Origin of the sequence: Streptomyces melanosporofaciens (assembly GCF_900105695.1) — a bacterium.
GTDB classification, from domain to species: domain Bacteria; phylum Actinomycetota; class Actinomycetes; order Streptomycetales; family Streptomycetaceae; genus Streptomyces; species Streptomyces antimycoticus.
Map to the genome: position 1 here is coordinate 9,110,771 of NZ_FNST01000002.1, position 16,657 is coordinate 9,127,427.

11 protein-coding genes and 2 pseudogenes are annotated in these 16,657 nt (G+C 71.6%); 7 read left to right on the forward strand and 6 right to left on the reverse strand.

Features of this window, described 5'->3' with window-relative positions:
* Positions 1-54: 54 nt before the first annotated feature.
* The 4 genes and pseudogenes from BLV72_RS52275 to BLV72_RS41650 all read right to left on the reverse strand — a co-directional run.
* Positions 55-261: pseudogene (locus BLV72_RS52275) on the reverse strand (helix-turn-helix domain-containing protein); the annotation flags it as partial.
* A gap of 88 nt (positions 262-349) precedes the next feature.
* A complete protein-coding gene (locus BLV72_RS41640; protein WP_093468979.1) occupies positions 350-1,591 on the reverse strand; it encodes a thiolase family protein in 1,242 nt (413 codons plus the stop codon).
* Complete coding sequence (locus BLV72_RS41645; protein WP_093468981.1) at positions 1,588-2,232, reverse strand: CoA transferase subunit B; 645 nt, start codon at positions 2,230-2,232, stop codon at positions 1,588-1,590. The genes BLV72_RS41640 and BLV72_RS41645 overlap by 4 nt, the downstream gene beginning before the upstream one ends.
* The gene (locus BLV72_RS41650) at positions 2,232-3,014 is read right to left on the reverse strand and encodes a CoA transferase subunit A (RefSeq protein WP_093468982.1); all 783 of its coding nucleotides are present in this window, start codon (positions 3,012-3,014) and stop codon (positions 2,232-2,234) included. The genes BLV72_RS41645 and BLV72_RS41650 overlap by 1 nt, the downstream gene beginning before the upstream one ends.
* A gap of 271 nt (positions 3,015-3,285) precedes the next feature.
* On the opposite strand from BLV72_RS41650, the gene BLV72_RS41655 reads away from it, so the two are divergent.
* The 5 genes from BLV72_RS41655 to BLV72_RS41675 all read left to right on the forward strand — a co-directional run bounded on the left by BLV72_RS41655 (position 3,286) and on the right by BLV72_RS41675 (position 11,295).
* Positions 3,286-4,341: a maleylacetate reductase gene (locus tag BLV72_RS41655; RefSeq protein WP_093468984.1), complete on the forward strand. Its 1,056-nt coding sequence runs from the start codon at positions 3,286-3,288 to the stop codon at positions 4,339-4,341.
* A gap of 70 nt (positions 4,342-4,411) precedes the next feature.
* Complete coding sequence (locus BLV72_RS41660) at positions 4,412-5,281, forward strand: dioxygenase family protein (protein WP_093468986.1); 870 nt, start codon at positions 4,412-4,414, stop codon at positions 5,279-5,281.
* 38 nt (positions 5,282-5,319) lie between these two features.
* The gene (locus tag BLV72_RS41665; RefSeq protein ID WP_208905904.1) at positions 5,320-8,322 is read left to right on the forward strand and encodes an AfsR/SARP family transcriptional regulator; all 3,003 of its coding nucleotides are present in this window, start codon (positions 5,320-5,322) and stop codon (positions 8,320-8,322) included.
* A 127-nt stretch (positions 8,323-8,449) separates the two neighbouring features.
* Entirely contained in the window at positions 8,450-8,938 is a 489-nt protein-coding gene (locus tag BLV72_RS41670) for a flavin reductase family protein (RefSeq protein ID WP_093468989.1), read from the forward strand.
* Positions 8,939-9,075: 137 nt separating this feature from the next.
* Positions 9,076-11,295, forward strand: a complete 2,220-nt coding sequence (locus tag BLV72_RS41675) for a helix-turn-helix transcriptional regulator (protein ID WP_167746507.1) — start codon at positions 9,076-9,078, stop codon at positions 11,293-11,295.
* Between the two features lie 19 nt (positions 11,296-11,314).
* Here the strand turns inward: BLV72_RS41675 and BLV72_RS41680 are convergent, their stop codons facing one another.
* Positions 11,315-12,850, reverse strand: a complete 1,536-nt coding sequence (locus tag BLV72_RS41680; protein ID WP_093468992.1) for a 4-hydroxyphenylacetate 3-hydroxylase family protein — start codon at positions 12,848-12,850, stop codon at positions 11,315-11,317.
* Between the two features lie 158 nt (positions 12,851-13,008).
* Here BLV72_RS41680 and BLV72_RS50675 point away from each other — a divergent pair.
* A pseudogene (locus BLV72_RS50675) lies at positions 13,009-13,500 on the forward strand (ATP-binding protein); the annotation flags it as partial.
* Positions 13,501-13,766: 266 nt separating this feature from the next.
* Positions 13,767-15,860 carry a helix-turn-helix transcriptional regulator gene (locus BLV72_RS50680; RefSeq protein WP_244321267.1) on the forward strand — a complete coding sequence of 698 codons (2,094 nt, stop codon included), beginning with the start codon at positions 13,767-13,769 and terminating at the stop codon, positions 15,858-15,860.
* Between the two features lie 34 nt (positions 15,861-15,894).
* Here BLV72_RS50680 and BLV72_RS41695 read toward each other — a convergent pair whose 3' ends face one another.
* Positions 15,895-16,620 (reverse strand): SDR family NAD(P)-dependent oxidoreductase, encoded by a 726-nt coding sequence (locus tag BLV72_RS41695; protein ID WP_093468996.1) that lies wholly within the window; start codon positions 16,618-16,620, stop codon positions 15,895-15,897.
* Between the last annotated feature and the right edge of the window lie 37 nt (positions 16,621-16,657).

The following is a 16,657-nucleotide window of genomic DNA, read 5'->3' on the forward strand; positions in this document are numbered from 1 at the left end:
GGCCACCAGCGTGCGCTCCACCGCCGCGAACTGCCGATCCAGCACCGCGGCCACCAGGCTGCGCCTGTCCGGGAAGTGACGGTAGATCGTCTTCTTGCTCATCCCGAGCTCACGGGCGAGATCGTCCATGCTCACCCGCGCGAAGCCCGGCGCGAAGAACAGCCTGCCGGCCGCCTCCACGATCACATCGGCACGCCGCTCGTCGCGCTGGGAAGCGCGTTCGGAAACTTGAGAAACTCGATTCGTTTCCATAGTTTCCATCGTGGTGACGCGCAGCCGCACTGTCAAGACAGCGACGTGCGCGGCATGGACGCGCGGTGGGGGCGGCGGAGAGGCGGGCGGATCCGGGTCAGCGTTCGAGGACCAGGGCGAGGCCCTGGCCCACGCCGATGCACAGGGTTGCGATGCCGGTGCCGGAGCCGCGGCGGGCCAGTTGGTGGGCGACAGTTCCCGCGAGGCGGGCACCGGAGGCGCCGAGTGGGTGCCCGAGGGCGATGGCGCCGCCCTGTGGATTGAGGATCGCCGGGTCGAACTCGGGCCATTCGGCCACGCACCCGAGGACCTGTGCGGCGAAGGCCTCGTTCAGCTCCAGCACATCGAGATCGGCGAAGGCCCGGCCGGCCTTGGCCAGGGCCCGGTGGACGGCTTCGACGGGGGCGAGGCCGAAGTGGTCCGGGTCGATCGCGGACACTCCGGTGGCCGAGACCCGGGCCAGCGGTTCGCGGCCGGTGGCCTTCAGGCCCTCCTCGTCGGCCAGGAGCAGGGCGGCCGCCCCGTCGTTGAGCGGTGAGGCGTTGCCCGCGGTCACCGTGCCTCCCCCAGCCTCCGGCCGGGGGGACCCCCCTCTCGCTTCGCTCCCGCCGCGGAAGGACGGCTTCAGCTTGGCCATCGCCTCCAGGGAGGCATCCGGGCGGACGCACTCGTCGGCCGCGAACAGCCGCGGGTCGCCCTTGCGCTGCCGGACCGGCACGGGGGTGAGTTCGGCGTCGAACAGCCCCTGGGCCTGGGCGCGGGCGGCCTTGCGGTGGCTGCCCAGGGCGAACTCGTCCTGCCGCGCGCGGCTGATCGTGTGCTTGTCGGCGATGAGTTCGGCCGACTCCCCGAGCGGGATGGTCCATTGCGGGGGCATCCCCGGATTGACCATGCGCCAGCCCAGGGTGGTCGAGTGCAGTTCGGCGTGGCCGGCCGGGAACGGCCGGTCGTTCTTGGGCAGCACATACGGAGCCCGGGTCATCGACTCCACGCCACCGGCGACCGCGATGGACGCGTCGCCGACGGCGATGGCACGGGCGGCCTGAATGACCGCCTCCAGACCGGAGGCACACAGCCGGTTGACCGTCACGCCCGGTACGGAGGTGGGCAGACCGGCCAGCAGCGCGGCCATGCGGCCGACATTGCGGTTCTCCTCGCCGGCGCCGTTGGCGTTGCCGAGGTAGACGTCCGCGATGCGCGCGGGGTCCAACTGGGGGGTACGGACCAGGAGTTCGCGGATGGTGTGGGCCGCCAGGTCGTCGGGGCGTACCGAGGCCAGGCCGCCGTTGTAGCGCCCGGTCGGTGTGCGCACGGCGTCGACGATGTACACGTTCTTCACTTCAGGCCCTCCGTGGCGGTCAGTTCGGCGCCGGTCCTGGCGATGACGTCCTCGACGGCGACGCCCGGGGCGCACTCGACCAGCACCAGGCCCTCGTCGGTGATGTCGAGGACGCCGAGGTCGGTGATGATCCGGTTCACACAGCGCTGCCCGGTCAGCGGCAGCGCGCACTCGGCGAGGATCTTCGGCGAGCCGTCCTTGGCGGTATGTGTCATCACGACGATGACCGTGCGGGCGCCGTGCACCAGGTCCATCGCCCCGCCGATCCCCGTGATCATCTTCCCGGGGATCGCCCAGTTCGCCAGGTCCCCCCGCGCGGAGACCTGCATCGCACCCAGCACCGCCACATCGATATGGCCGCCGCGGATCATCGAGAACGACAGCGCCGAGTCGAAGAAGGAGGCGCCCGGCAGCACCGTCACGGTCTCCTTGCCCGCGTTGATCAGGTCGGGGTCGACCTGCTCCTCGCCGGGGTAGGGGCCGGTGCCCAGGATCCCGTTCTCCGACTCCAGGATCACTTCCACGCCCTCCGGCAGATGGTTGGGGATCAGCGTCGGCAGCCCGATGCCGAGATTGACGTACTGGCCGTCCGCCAGCTCACCGGCGGCCCGGGCGGCCATCTCCTCGCGGTTCCAGGCCATCAGCCGCCCACCGACCCTCGTGTCGCGGGCACGGACACCGTGCGCCGCTCGATCTTCTTGTCCGCCGCCTGCTCCGCGGTGAGGGCCACCACCCGCTGCACGAATATCCCCGGCAGATGCACCGCGTCGGGGTCGATCGCGCCCGGCTCCACCAGCTCCTCCACCTCCGCGATGGTCACCTTGCCCGCCATCGCGGCCAGCGGGTTGAAGTTGCGGGCGGACTTGCTGAAGACCAGGTTGCCGTGCCGGTCTCCCTTCGCCGCCCGTACCAGCGCGAAGTCGGTACGGATTCCGCGCTCCAGCACATACGCGACCCCGTCGAAGGTCCGCACCTCCTTGGCCGGTGAGGCCAGCGCCACCCCGCCCGAGCCGTCATACCGCCAGGGCAGTCCGCCCTCCGCGACCTGGGTGCCGACCCCGGCCGGGGTGTAGAAGGCGGGGATTCCCGCGCCGCCGGCCCGCAGCCGCTCGGCCAGGGTGCCCTGCGGAATCATCTCCACCTCCAGCTCTCCGGCCAGATACTGCCGTGCGAACTCCTTGTTCGCCCCGATGTACGAGCCCGTCACCCGCCCGATCCGGCCCGCCGCCAGCAGCACCGCCAGACCCGACTCCATCGCCCCGCAGTTGTTCGAGACGACCGACAGGCCGCCGACGCGCCGCTCGAACAGCGCCTGGATCAACGCGTTCGGGACACCGCTCAAACCGAATCCGCCTACCGCCAACGACGCACCATCGGGCACATCCGCCACCGCCTCCAGGGCCGTGGCGACCACTTTATCCATCTTTTCTACTCCACCCTCGGCCAATATGGATCCATCGGACGCTGCTTCCGAAAGGCAATCTCAACTATTCGGCCGGGGCGGCGGGTCCCGGACATCCCGCAGATGAGTGATATCGGTCAGGATGCCGCGGTCACGGTGTCGGTACCGGTCGCGCGAACGCGGTATTTCCACGTTGCTCCCCGTTATCGCCCACCGAATCCATTGACGTGCGAGATCCCAGTGCCGAGGCTTCATCCATAAACCGAGGAGCGGCGGGACCGAGGAAATTCTGATGAAGACATTCGTGCATCGAGGACAAATCACCAAGGTGGTTTTCGGCAGCGGTACGCGCAGCCGTATCCCTGAGGAGGTCGAGGCCCTCGGATGCGGTCGGGTGCTCCTTTTGTGCACCCCTGGCCAAGTGGACCAGGCATCGGAGATCCGCGAGCTGCTGGGTGCCGCGGCGGTCGGCACGTTCACCGAAGCGGCACCGCACACCCCTGTCGAGGTCACCGAGAAGGCGGTCGCGTACGCCGAATCCGTGGAAGCCGACTGCGTGCTCGCCATCGGTGGCGGGTCCACCATCGGTCTCGGCAAGGCGATCGCCGTACGGACCGGTCTTCCGCAGCTGGCGCTGCCCACGACCTATGCCGGTTCCGAGATGACACCGATCCTCGGAGAGACCGAAGGCCGCAAGAAGACCACCCGCCGACTGCCGGAAGTGCTGGTCAAGACGGTGGTGTACGACGTCGACCTGACGCTCACGTTTCCCGCGGCGATATCGGTGGTCAGCGGCATCAACGCGATGGCGCACGCCGTGGAGGCCCTCTACGCACAGGACCGCGATCCGGTCGCCTTCCTGATGGCCGGTGAGGCGCTCGATTCCCTCACGCGATCCCTTCCGGTCGTCGCGTGGCGCCCGGACGACGCCGAGGCGCGGGCGGACGCGTTGTACGGGGCGTGGCTGGCCGGCACCTGCCTCGGCACGGTGGGCATGGCCCTGCACCACAAGGTGTGCCATGTGCTGGGCGGCACCTTCGGGCTTCCGCACGCCGAAACCCACACGGTCGTCCTGCCGCATGTGGTCGCCTACAACCGGTCGGCGGCCCCCCAGGCCATGGCACGCATCGCGTGGGCCACGGCGTGGGACGACGCCGCCAGCGGCCTCTTCGACTTCGCCGGAAGGCTCGGCGCCCCCAGGGCGCTGCGGGACCTCGGCATGCCGGAATCGGGGATCGAGCAGGCGGCCGACCTCATCGTGCGGGACGGCTACTGGAATCCGCGACCGGTGGAACGGGACGCGGTGCGCGCCTTCCTGACCCGCGCCTGGGCCGGCGAGACGCCATGAACGTCACCCGGCGACGAACAGCCCTGCGACCCACTCCGTCAGCGAACACTCAACCACCACGGGAGCGCGCATGCGTGATCTGACGAGCGACACCATCACCGAGGCCATGATCTCGACCATGCGGGACACCAAGGACCCCCGCGTCGCCAAGATCCTGGAATCACTGGTGCGCCATCTCCACGACTTCGTCCGTGATGTGGACCTGACGGAGGAGGAGTGGGCCCGGGGAATCGACTTCCTGACGCGCACCGGGCAGAAGTGCACGTCCACGCGCCAGGAGTTCATCCTGCTGTCCGACGTGCTGGGCATCACCATGCTGGTCGACGCCCTGAGCAATCAGCGACCCACGGAAGCCACCCAGAACAGCGTCCTGGGCCCCTTCTTCCGGGAGGACCGGCCGCAGCACGCCGACGCCGCCGACATCTCCGGCGGTCTGCCCGGCACCCCGCTGTTCTTCGAGGGACGGGTCGTGGACCGTACGGGAGCGCCGGTGGAGGGCGCCGCGGTGGACGTCTGGCACAGTGACGCGGACGGCCACTACGACGTGGATGTGCCCGGTCAGGTCGACCCGGCCATGCGCGCGCTGTTCCGGACCGACGAGAGCGGACACTTCGGCTTCCGCTCCATTCGCCCGTCCAGCTACCCGATCCCCGGTGACGGTCCGGTCGGCGAACTCATGAGCGCGACCGGCAGGTCGCTGATGCGCCCCGCCCATGTGCACCTGCTGATCGAGGCTCCCGGATTCCAGCGCGTGACCACCATGCTCTTCCCGTCGGACGACCCGTACCTGGACGCGGATCCGGTGTTCGGGGTCAAGGAGTCGCTGGTCGAGTGCTATGACACCTACGCGGCCGACGCCGGGCCCTGCAGCGAGCTGACCGACGAGCCGTACACCCTGCTGCGGCACACCTTCGTTCTCGAACCCCGCCCGGCGGACTGATCTCGGCGAGCGGGCACACCGTCGAGAGGCGGTCATCCATGAGGAGCAACGACCCGGGCGAGGCGGGTAGTGGCCTGCCTCGGCTGCCCGGTCATGTCATACCCCGGCCGAGGCTGGTCCGGAGCATCCATCGGTTGCTGGACCAGTACCCCGTACTGGTCATGGCCGCCTCGGCGGGCTCGGGCAAGACGACCGCCGCGGTCCAGGCCGCCGAGGCGCTGTCCGGGCCGGTCGCCTGGGTATCGCTCGCCCGGATGCCCGGCCATGTCGATCCCGGCGCCGAGGCGCTGACGCGCCGTCTGCGGGCGGCCGTCGAGCCCCATGCGCCGGCCGCGGCGGCCGCACTTACCGACGCGCAGGAGCGAGGACTCTCGGCGTCGGAGATCGGCGTCCTGCTCGCCCGGGCGCTGGCCGGCACGGAACTGGTGCTGGTGCTCGACCGCGTGGAGACGATCGGCGGGCGTCCCGGTGCGCAGGGGCTGCTCGACGCCCTGGCCGGGAACCTGCCGGACGGGCCGCGGCTGGTCCTGATCTCGCGTATGGAGCTGCCCCCCGGCTTCGGAGGAGGTCTCGGCGATGTCCATCGCGTCGCCTTCCTCGAGGACCGGGACCTGGCCTTCGACGTGGCCGAGGCCACCGAAGCCCTGCGGGCCGTCGACCGGGCCGACGACCCGTCCCGGCTGGTCGAGGCCACGGGCGGGTGGGTCGGCGGAGTCCTGTACGACTGGTGGGGCGCCGACGCCTCGGCCTCCGCCGTACAGCACGGATGCCTCGCGGCCGACCTGCTGACCCAGCTCACGCCCGCGGAGACAGCACTGCTCGTGCGCACCAGCCTGCTGGACGACGGCGTGACGGCCGAGCAGGCGAACGCCCTCGGACTGGCCTCGCCGGACCGGACGTTGGCCGCCCTCCGCGGCCGGCGGCTGCCGCTGAGCTGGTCCTCCGACGGGAGCCGGATGGTCGCCCTGCCGCGGTTCCGCCACCATCTCCAGCGCGAGATCGAGGGCCTGGACGCGGACACCCTGCGGGTGTTGCGCCGGGGGTACGCCACCTTGCTCCAGGGCAGGGGGCGGCACGAGGACGCGGTGTCCGAGCTGCTCATGAGCGGCGACACCGCCGCCGCCCGGGACGTGGCGGAACGGGCCCTGCCCGAGGTCCTGGGGCGATTCGACCTGAGGACCGCCGAGAGCTGGCTCGACCGCATGCGCCCGGCGCCCACCCCGAGCCTGGCCTCGGCGGCGCTCCGCGTCGCCTTGGGGCTCGAACAGTGCTGGCGAGGTGTGCAGCTGGCCGACCACCACGGTCGTGCGTGGTGGGGCGCGCTCGCCGAACAGCCCGGCGGCGAGGAGGACTTGGCCCTGCTGGTGTGGTGCTTGTGGCACGCCGGGAGGATCGACGGGGCGCGCGAGATCCTTGAAGTCATGCCGCCCGGGCACCCTCGCGACATCGCGGCGGCCGTGCTGGCTCTGGCGGACAACAGCACACCCCAGCTCGCCCCGGACCTCCTCGACCGGGTCGCGGGCCCCCTCGAAGCCATGGTGATGCGCATCGCCTACCGCTCCGGGCACCTGCGCGAACTGCGGGACGGCATGTCCGGCGCCTGGCGGAAAGTGGCGGGCACGTCATGGACGGTCGCGGCGCTGCGCGCCGAAGGACGTATCTCCCAGGCGGAGGAGGCGTACGCGGCGGTAGGAGACGCGCCGGGGCCCGTCTGGCTGGCCGCCTTCGAGGCCGCCGAGCTGATGGCGGACCTCGGACGCCGGGACGAGGCGTGGCCCGCACTGCTGGCCGGGCGACAGCGAATCGCCTCGACCGGATCCCGGGTGTACGAGATCCTCAGCCTGCTCCTGGAGGCGAAGCTGGCCCTGCGCCTGGACCGCGACCTGCCACGAGCGGCCCGCGCCCTGGCCGAAGCGGAGCGCCGAGGGTGCGCGCGCTACGCGTTCACCGCGGAACTGGCGGGCACCTGGCGAGGTCTGGAACTGCTGCTGGCCGGCCGCGACCACGACGCCGTGCCCCACCTCACCACCGCGGTCTCCACCATGCGCACGGGCGGCCGACGGGTCGAACTCCCCACCGCGGCCGTCTACTTGAGCGAGGCGCTGTGGCGCACCGGCGACGAGGACGGCGCGGACGCCGCCGCCGATCTGGCGCTGGAGGTGGCCACCACCCAAGGACCCCGCAATCTGCTGGTGCAGGCGCTGGAGGACATGCCCTCCGTCGCCGTGCGGCGGGCCGACGCGGAACCCACACACTCCTCACGCTGGCACGAGCTGGTGTCCGCGCTCGCCACCGCGAGACCGGTGACCGGGGGCGCCGTACCCCGGCTGACGCTCGAGGACTTCGGCCCGGTGCGGCTGGCCGTCGACGGGCGGGAGATCCACCCGCGGCTGGCCAAGAGCGTCGAATTGCTCGCCTATCTGCTGCACCAGCCCGCGGCCGGCGCCAGGCGCCGGGCGCTGGTGGAGGCGCTGTTCCCCGGCCGGAGCGACACCACCGGGCGCAGCTACCTCCGGCAGGCCGTCTACCGGCTGCGCGAGGTGCTGCCCGACGGGCTGTCGCTCCTCCAGGACGGTGATGTGTACCGGCTGACACCGGCGTCCGCCGTCATCAGCGCCTCGGGAACCCTCCAGCGGCTGCTGGCGGAAGCCGCACGGCAGGACGGCGAGCACCGGTGGGACACCCTGGGGCGCGCCCTGCAGATCGCCGAACGCGGCGCCTACTTCGACTCCCTCTCGACGCACTGGCTCGACACCCGGCGCACCGAACTCGACGCCGCCCTCCTGCAGGCCCGCGTGGACGCCGCGACCGTGGCGCTGCACCTCGGCCGCGTCCGGGAGGCCCGTCGGCTGGCCCGCCATGTGCTGGACGGCGATCCCTACCGGGAGCAGGCCTGGCGGGTCGCCCTGTGCGCCGCTGAGGCGGCCGGCTCGGACGATGAACTGCTCGACCTGTACCGAGGCTATCTGCGCGTCATGGAGGAGCTGGGCGTGGCGCCGTCCGCCGATCTCAGACGCCTGGTCGACCGGCTGCGCCGATGAGCGGGCAGCCCGCGTGGACGCCCGGTGGCCTGCGGCCCACGAACCGATTTCGCCGGTGTTAACAGCCCGCGACACACACTGCATGGCAGGCACCAGGGTCCAGCCCCACTCTCACGGAGGTCCCCCGATGACTGAAACCCTCGACATCACGGTCGGTTTCCGAGCCACGATGAGCCGGCTCGCCACGGGCGTCAGCGTGATCACCACACGCTCAGGAGACACGCCCATCGGCATGACGGCCAGCGCCGTATCCGCCCTCTCCCTGGACCCGCTCCAGCTGCTCGTGTGCATCGCCAACCACCTGTACACCCGGACCGCGATCGCCGAGCACGGCCGCTTCGCCGTCAACGTCCTCGGCGAGGACAGCGAGGCCCTGGCGCGCAACTTCGCCGCCTCCAAGCCGGACAAGTTCGCGGGCGTCGAGACCTTCGACGACCACGGTGTGCCCGTGCTCCAGGACGCCATCGCGGTGATCGTGTGCGATGTCGCCGAGGCGCTCCCCGGCGGCGATCACACCATCTTCGTGGGGGACGTCCGCTACTGCGACCACCGGACGGAGTGCCGGCCGCTGCTCCACTTCGCGGGCGGCTTCGGCACGCTCGGGGCTCCCCACTAGCGCGTATGGCAGCGGCCCGAAAGGAGGCCGCCGCGGGGCCCGTGACCGGCCCCGCCGCCCCCGATGTCCGGCTCTCACGAGGCCGGCCAGGGACGTCGGGGGCTCAGCCCGTCCCGCCGACCCCACGCAAAGGTGCCATGACCAACTCCGTACCCGCCTTCAAGCTGCATCCCCCGGTCCAGCCCCCGCATCTGCTGACCCGCCCGCGTCTGCTGCGCCGGCTCGACGCGATGACCGAGCCCGTGGTGGTGGTGTCCGCGCCGGCCGGGGCGGGCAAGACGGTGCTCCTGACCGAGTGGTCGCGCTGCCCCGCCGCCCGGGGAGAGTGCGCCTGGCTCGGCCTGGACGGGTACGACAACGCCCCGGGCCGACTCTGGGCCGGCATCCTGCGGGCGCTGCGGGACGTACGGCCGGAGCTGCCCGTCCACCTCGACAGCGACGAGTGGACGCTCGACGCATGGCTCGAGGAGATCCTGCCGAGCCTGGTGGCCGGCCTGGGCGGCGAGGGGCCGCTCACGCTGATCCTCGACGGACTGGAAGCCATCACGGACGCGGACGCGGTCCGCAGCCTGGCGGACTTCCTGACCAGGCTGCCCCAGGGTCTCCGAGTCGTGCTGTCGACCCGCCACGTTCCCGGACGGCCCGTTCCCACTCTGCGCGCCCGGGGCCTGATCGCCGAACTCGACCAGCACGACCTGGCCTTCACCCCCGGCGAAGCACAAGAGGTGCTCACCGGCCTGCTCGGGTCCGCTCCGGCCGTGCACATCGCCGGCGCGCTGTACGAGGCCACCGAGGGATGGGCGGCCGGACTGTGCATCATGGGGCGCACCCTCGCCCGCTCGGCCGACCCGGCCGACGCGGAGGGGAACGTGGCACACGGCAGGCAGGCGGTGGCCGAGTATCTGGCCACCGAGGTGCTCTTCCGGCTCACCACGGAACAGCGCCAGTTCCTGCTGCGCACCAGTGTGCTCGACGAGCTGAGCACCGGGGCGTGCCAGGCCCTCGCCGGGGACCGGGCGGGCGTACTGCTGCGCGAACTCGCCCGGACCGTGCAACTGCTGGTGCCCGTGGCCGCCGATCCGTCGGCGTACCGGCACCACCGGGCACTGGCGCCGCTCCTCGCCGACGCCCTCACCTCCGAAGGGCCGGACACCGTGGTGTCCCTGCACCGGTCCGCGGCCCGGTGGTACGCGCGGCAGGGGGAGACCACCAAGGCCGTACGGCACTGGGTACTGGGCGGCGACGAGTCGGCGGCCGGCACTTCGATCCTCGACGCCTGGGAGAAGACGATCTCGGCGGGCCGTAGTGCGCGGGTCTCGCAGTGGCTGGGTCTCCTGCCGCCCCGCACGGTCGCCGCCGACGCACGCCTGTGCGTCGTGGCGGCGATGGCTGCCCTGTCAGGGGGCGCCCCGGAAACGGCCCGGCGCTGGCTGGACGTGGCCCAGCTCCGAGCGACGGGACCCGAGACGATCGGTGAAGGCAGCACGGTCTCCGACGCGACCGCCGTCGCTCGGGCCGTGGCCTGCTGTCTGAAGGGGGAGGTCCTGACCGCCGACCGGCTCGGCGAATCCGCCGTCGCCGGAGCCATGCCGCTCACCTCCTGGCGCGCCCTGGGCTGTACGGCCCGTGGCGCCGCGCTGCTGTGGACCGCCCGGTACGAGGAAGCGGAGGTGGTGCTCGGCGAGGCGACCCGTGACGCGCACGCCGCGGGTCATGGCCTGGCGCTCGTTCGCGCGCTGGGACTGCGGGCGCTGTGCGCGCTGATGGCCGGACGGCAGGAGCCCGCGCGCATTCTGAGCGACGAGGCCCTGGAGGCGGCCGCGACGGCGGGTCTGAGCCGGCACTTCGTCGCCGTCCCCGCTCATATCTGCCGGGCCGGCCTTCTCCTCGAAGAGGGACGGATCGAGGAGGCCGAACGGGTTCTGGCCGACGCGGAGGCGGCGCCGGCGGGCTCGCCCCGGACCGGCGGCGAACCCCACGTACGCGCGCTGTACCACGTCATGTGGGCGCGACTGGAGAACGCGCGGCAGGACGCGGACGCCTCGCGGGAGGCCCGCGAGGCGGCCGAGCGGGCGGCGGACCGGTGTGAGTCCCCCGGCGTCCTGACGGACCTGCTGAGGCGAGTCGGCGGCGAGGCGGTCGTGCCGCCCGCCGTGCCCGGCCCCCAGGACCTGTCGCTGGGGGAGCGCCGAGTGCTCCGCGCCCTGTGCGGCCCGCTGACCCTGCGGGAGATCGCCTCCGAGCTCTATGTGTCCCACAACACCGTCAAGACACAGGTACGGGCGATCTTCCGCAAGCTCGACGCGCACGACAGGAGCGGAGCGATCGCCAGGGCCCGGGAGTGCGGTGTGCTCTGATCCGGGCCCTGGCCTCCTGCTAGGAGGCGTCCTTGCGGGAAGCGTCCTGGCGCCGGGCGTAGTCCGCCTGAGCCGTGTACGCGGTCTCCTTCTCCTCGGCGTCGCGCGCCGGCTCGATGCCGCAGACCTTGCGCGCGAGGTCCGCCATGCTGCCGCCCGGGGACATCTCGGCGCGCTTCATGGTGAGGGTGCGAATCGCCAGCAGGGGCGTGCCGTTGAAGTTCTCGAAGGTGCTGATGCGGTCGCCCCAGTCGGACAGGAACAGGTCGCGGATCACGCGGCTGATCTTCAGCCGGTCGTGCGGCCTGCCGACCGGCCCCGTCTGCAGCGCCTCCAGCCACGGCCGCAGTTCGGGCCGCTGCCACTGCCCCTCGGTCGGGAAGATGAGCGAGGCACGACCGGCCAGGTCGACGACCTCGTGCACCATGCCGGCGATGTTCTCGAGGTAGAACGCCCGCCCGAAGTCGAACATCAGGACGTTCGGCTTGTAGAGGCCGCCCGGTGTGGTGAAGCCCTCGTCCTCCGAGGCGATCACATGCGCCTTGATCGTCTGGTGGAAGCCGGCGAACCGGGCGATACGGGTCTGCACCGGCGGCAGTTGGTAGGTGCCGATGTGCTCGGTGATCAGCAGCACCAGACCGAGCATCAGCTCGGCGCGCACCATCTGGCGCACCAGGGCCTGGTAGTGCAGCCAGTCGAAGACGCGCTGCGGGTACAGCGAGGCGTGCTTGGGGTTACCGATGTGGAACACCCGGCTCCAGGGGATGAGCACATCCTCGAACACGATGACGCTGTCCAGCTCGTCCCCCTGGGAGGCGAGCGGGTGCTCGATGTCCTGGCCGTCCCGGACGTTGCTCTCCCGGCAGACGATGGTGACCCCGGGGGTGTTGGGCTTCACCGCCCCGAAGATGATCTGTTCCGGCAGAATGCCCGGCCGGTAGAAGACGCCGATGTGGATCCAGTCGCCGAAGGCCGCGCCGGTGCTGATCGCCTTCACACCCCGCACGGTGATGCCCTCGTCCGAGGTGCCGACCACCTGCAGGGCCGGGGAATCGGCCTGTGCGGAATCGCGCGAGCGGTCCGTCTGCGGGTCGACGAACGCCGGTGTCGTGTTGAGGTCGCCCTCCCGCACCTCGTGCCAGAAGTCCAGGATCCCCTCGGTCAGGTCCCTGCCCTCGGTGCCGACGGACTGGCTGCTCCAGGGCTCCGGGTCGTCCACGTAGGTCAACAGGACGTAGTTGTTGACGTCCGGGGTGCGCGGGGTCGCCCCGCCGCCGAGCTCCCGCAACACCGTCTCCATGTAGCGCCGCTTGCGCTGCAGGTCCTCCTTGGAGCGGTGCTGGAACCACGTCATGGACCGCCTGACGCCCTCCTCGTCCACGAACGTCATGGCGTCCTGGAGCTCCGGGCGGTGGTGCAGGTCGTAGAAGTCCGCGAGCCTGCGGGCATACGCCCGGGTCTTGGGGTGCGTGGCCACGTTCTCGACGAGTTCGTCACCCACCCATACCGTGCGGCCGTCGTTCAGCGCCGCCAGGTATTCCTTGCCTGTACGCACGTCGTGCTCCTCTCCAGGGGCAAGAGATCTGGACGGTTCGGAGCATGCGTCGCGGTGGGGTGACAGGACGGCGCTGCGGCGGGAATCACCCGGGTGAAAGAGTCGATCACGCAGGCACCGGCGTTGAGGGCGATGTGGCCGTGCGGCATGCTTGCCCCATGCGCAGCACAGACCCCGCGGGCGACCGGGCGCGTGGGCGCGGCAAGGGGGCCTCGGCAGGGCTGCCCCTCAGAGGACGCGACCACGAGATGGCCGCTGTCCGTGAGGACCTGGAAACGGTGCGTGGCGGACGGGGTGCCTACGTCGTCGTGGAGGGCGCGCCCGGCGTCGGCAAGAGCCGGCTGCTCGCGGAGCTGGACGAGATGGCGCGGCGGTTCGGGTTCGACGTGGTGTCCGTACGGGCCGACGAACTCGACCAGTACGCGGCGGGCGCCGCCCTGCAGTCCGCCCTGCAGCCCTCCGGCGACTGCCACCAAGCCGTCGCGGCCACCGACGACCAGCGGCTGTGGCTGCTGGACGGCATCGCGGACGCCCTGGAGGCCCGGGCCCAGCGCGCCCCGGTGGCCGTGGTCGTGGACGACGCGCAGTGGGCCGATCCGGCCACCCTCTTCGTCCTGCGTACGCTGCCCGGACGACTGGCCGCCTCGCGCATCCTGTGGGTGCTGGCGGTGCGGTCGGAAGCCGAGCGGCCGACCGTGGCCCGGGTGCGGGAGGACCTCGAACACCTCGGAGCCCGCTGGCTGACCCTCGGCCCCTGCCACAGCAGGAGCTGCTGCGTATCGCGGCCGATGTCCTCGGGACGAGGCCGTCACCCGGTCTGGCCCGGCTCCTGCGTGGCGTCGCGGGCAATCCGTTCCTGGCGCTGGAACTGGTGCGCGCCTTCGCGGAGACGGACGCCGGTACAGGGGAGGCGGGCGTGGCGAGCCTCCCGCACCCCGGTATCCCCGCCGGTTTCCGGCGCAGTGTCGCCGCGCGCCTGGACCGGCTCCCGGAGGACGCCGTGCGGCTGCTCCAGATCGGCTCCGTCCTCGGCCGCGAGTTCGACCTCGGCACGGCCGCCCGCATGCTCGGCAGGCGCGTCGGCAGCCTGCTGTCGGGCGTCGAGGCCGCCCTGAGTGCCGGTCTGCTCTCGGCCGACGGCCCGCGACTCGCCTTTCGCCACGACCTCATCCGGCAGGCTCTCCAGGAGAACCTGCCCCGGGCGGTGCGGACCGCACTGCACGGGGAGGCGGCCGACAGCCTGCGGGGCATCGGGGCACGGTCGGCCGAGGTCGCCTGGCACGTCGTCATGGCGGGCGGCCCGGTCGACGACGATGCCGTGACCACGCTGACCACCGCCGTACAGGAACTGTCGCCGTCCGCCCCCGACGCGGCCGCGGACCTGGCCCAGCGGATCGCCTCACTGCTGCACCCGCACGACCGGCGCCGTATCGCCCTGCTGACCGACGCCGCCGAATACCTCGGCCGGACCCGCCGGATTCACGAGGCGCTCGGCCTGGTCGACGCCACCCTGTCGGACGGTCCCGACCCGCTGCAGGAGGCATGCCTGCGCCTGGCGGCCGCCGAGATCCACCAGGCCGCGGGCGACGACGCCGCCGCGATGACCCACCTCCGGCGGGCTTTGGACCTGCCCGAGCTGCCGTCCGACGTGCGCGTCCGGCTGCTGAAGACCAAGGCCACGGGCCATGTGTACCTCGGGGACATCACCGCCGCCGAGCAGACCGACACCGGGCTGGTCGCCGAGGCCTACCGCAGCGACGATCCGGCCGTCGTCGTCAGCGCCATGGTGTTCCGGTCACAGACCTCCTTCTACCGCGGCCGCCTCGCCCGCGCCCTCGAACTCGCGGAGGCGGCGGCCGGACACACCGGCACCGAATCCGCCGGGTTCTACCTGCGCCCCCCGCGGATTCCGGCGCTGTGGCTGGCCATGGTGCTGACCGCCACCGACCGGCTCGCGGACACCGAGCGGATTCTGCGGGACGGACAGCGCGAAGCGGAGGCGCGGGGCCTGGGCTGGTCGCTTCCGCACTGGCATGCCGCCCGCGCCTGCGCGCTCCTCGAACAGGGAGCGCTGGACGACGCGGCCGTGGAGGCCGAGGCCAGTCTGATGGTGGCGGACGAACTCGAGATCACTCACCCGAATCCGCGAGCCCACTCCGTACGGGCACTGGTGGAGACCAGACGAGGTGACCTCGTCAAGGCCAGGGACCATCTCCGCGCCGCCGAAGCCGATTCCGGCACCCACACCCAGCGGTACGGCCTGTGGGTGGTGCTCGCGCGCGCCTGCCTGGCGGACGCGGAGGGCCAGGACGGCGCCGCGGCGGAAGCACTCACGGGCGGCTTCGGGGACGGTGAGCCGACGCGGCTGCTCACGGTGGGCCCGTCCCACTGGCCCGGGATCGTGCGCATTGCGCTGCGTGGCGCCGACTCGTCGGCCGCACAGTCCGTGTCCGACGCACTGCGCACCCTGCTCGCGCGGGACGACAGCCAGCAGATCATGGGGGCGGTCCGCGCCCATGTGGACGGCCTGCTCCACCGCGACCCCCGAGCGCTGGCGTCCGCGATCAACGCCTACCGGAGCGGTGACAGGCCGCTGGCCCTGGCCGCGGCCTGCGAGGACCTCGGCGAACTCCTGGCCACCTCGGCCGATACGACGGCGGCGATCCCGCACTTCGAGGAGGCGGGTGAGCTGGCGTCGGCCTCAGGAGCCCTGCGCGATCACGAACGGATCCGGCGGCGCCTTCGCCGGCTCGGTGTGCGCACCGGCGCCCCACGCCACCACACGACCGGCCCCCCGGGGTGGGGCACCCTCACCGAATCCGAGCGGAAACTGATCCCGCTGGTCGTGGACGGTCTCACCAACCGAGCCATCGCCGACCGGCTCTATGTGTCCGTGCACACCGTCAACACCCACATGAAGCACATCTTCACCAAGCTCGATATCAACACGCGGGTCGAACTGACCCGGCTGGCGATCGAACGGGGAGCTGTCGCCAACGGAGCGGAGTGAGCGGTGCCCCCTGTGTCCCCTCCCGGGGCGGGGTTCACCATGGGACGGTCTGACCGAAGCGATCCAGATACGCGAGACCGGGCTTCCCCAGCCTCGACAGCAGAACGTCCACCACCCGCGGGACGCTCTCGCCGATGGTGAGTGGCGCGTCCGGTCCCCCCAGGGCGGTGCCGACCCAGCCAGGCGCCATGAGGACGAACGCGCGCCGGCTTTCGTGCTGTTGGGCCTGCCGGACCGAGAAGCCGCGCAGGAACATGTTCAGCGCTGCCTTGCTGCCCCGGTAGACCTCGCGCGATGCGGTCGTGTTGTTCGTGATGCTGCCTTGCCCGGAGGACATCGCCCCGATGAGTCCGCTCGGAGAGACGAGGTCTTCGAGTGCTTCGATGACGCGCATCGGACTGAGCGCGTTGGTGACCATCACGTCCACGAAGTCGGCTGTCGGAACGGCGCCGATCGGCGTCGACTCGTTGTTCGTGGTCCCCGCGTTGACGAAGAGCATGTCGAGTGTGCGTGGGGCGAGACGCTCATGGAGGGGCGCCAACTGTGTGGGCTCGTTGATGTCGAGATGCTCGACGTTGACGCGCCCGTCGGAGCGGTCCGCGAGGTCGTGCAGGAGGGTGCGAGCGGTTGCGTCCCGTACCGTGCCGATGACGTTCCATCCCCTGTCGAAGAGTTCGGCCGCCACCGCGTGTCCGAGACCGCGCGACGCCCCGACGATGAGAGCGGTTGGCGGGTGCCGGTCCGCGTCAGTTGACGACATTCCGCGTCATCCCCTTATTTCTCTTGCTTCGAGTTGC

Excerpts from the sequence above, each read along its gene's own strand:
- BLV72_RS41655 (WP_093468984.1), top strand. The coding sequence starts at position 3,286 with ATGAAGACATTCGTGCATCGAGGACAAATCACCAAGGTGGTTTTCGGC.
- BLV72_RS41645 (WP_093468981.1), bottom strand. The coding sequence starts at position 2,232 with ATGGCCTGGAACCGCGAGGAGATGGCCGCCCGGGCCGCCGGTGAGCTG.
- BLV72_RS41695 (WP_093468996.1), bottom strand. The coding sequence starts at position 16,620 with ATGTCGTCAACTGACGCGGACCGGCACCCGCCAACCGCTCTCATCGTC.
- BLV72_RS41670 (WP_093468989.1), top strand. The coding sequence starts at position 8,450 with ATGACTGAAACCCTCGACATCACGGTCGGTTTCCGAGCCACGATGAGC.
- BLV72_RS41660 (WP_093468986.1), top strand. The coding sequence starts at position 4,412 with ATGCGTGATCTGACGAGCGACACCATCACCGAGGCCATGATCTCGACC.
- BLV72_RS41665 (WP_208905904.1), top strand. The coding sequence starts at position 5,320 with ATGAGGAGCAACGACCCGGGCGAGGCGGGTAGTGGCCTGCCTCGGCTG.
- BLV72_RS41650 (WP_093468982.1), bottom strand. The coding sequence starts at position 3,014 with ATGGATAAAGTGGTCGCCACGGCCCTGGAGGCGGTGGCGGATGTGCCC.
- BLV72_RS41675 (WP_167746507.1), top strand. The coding sequence starts at position 9,076 with ATGACCAACTCCGTACCCGCCTTCAAGCTGCATCCCCCGGTCCAGCCC.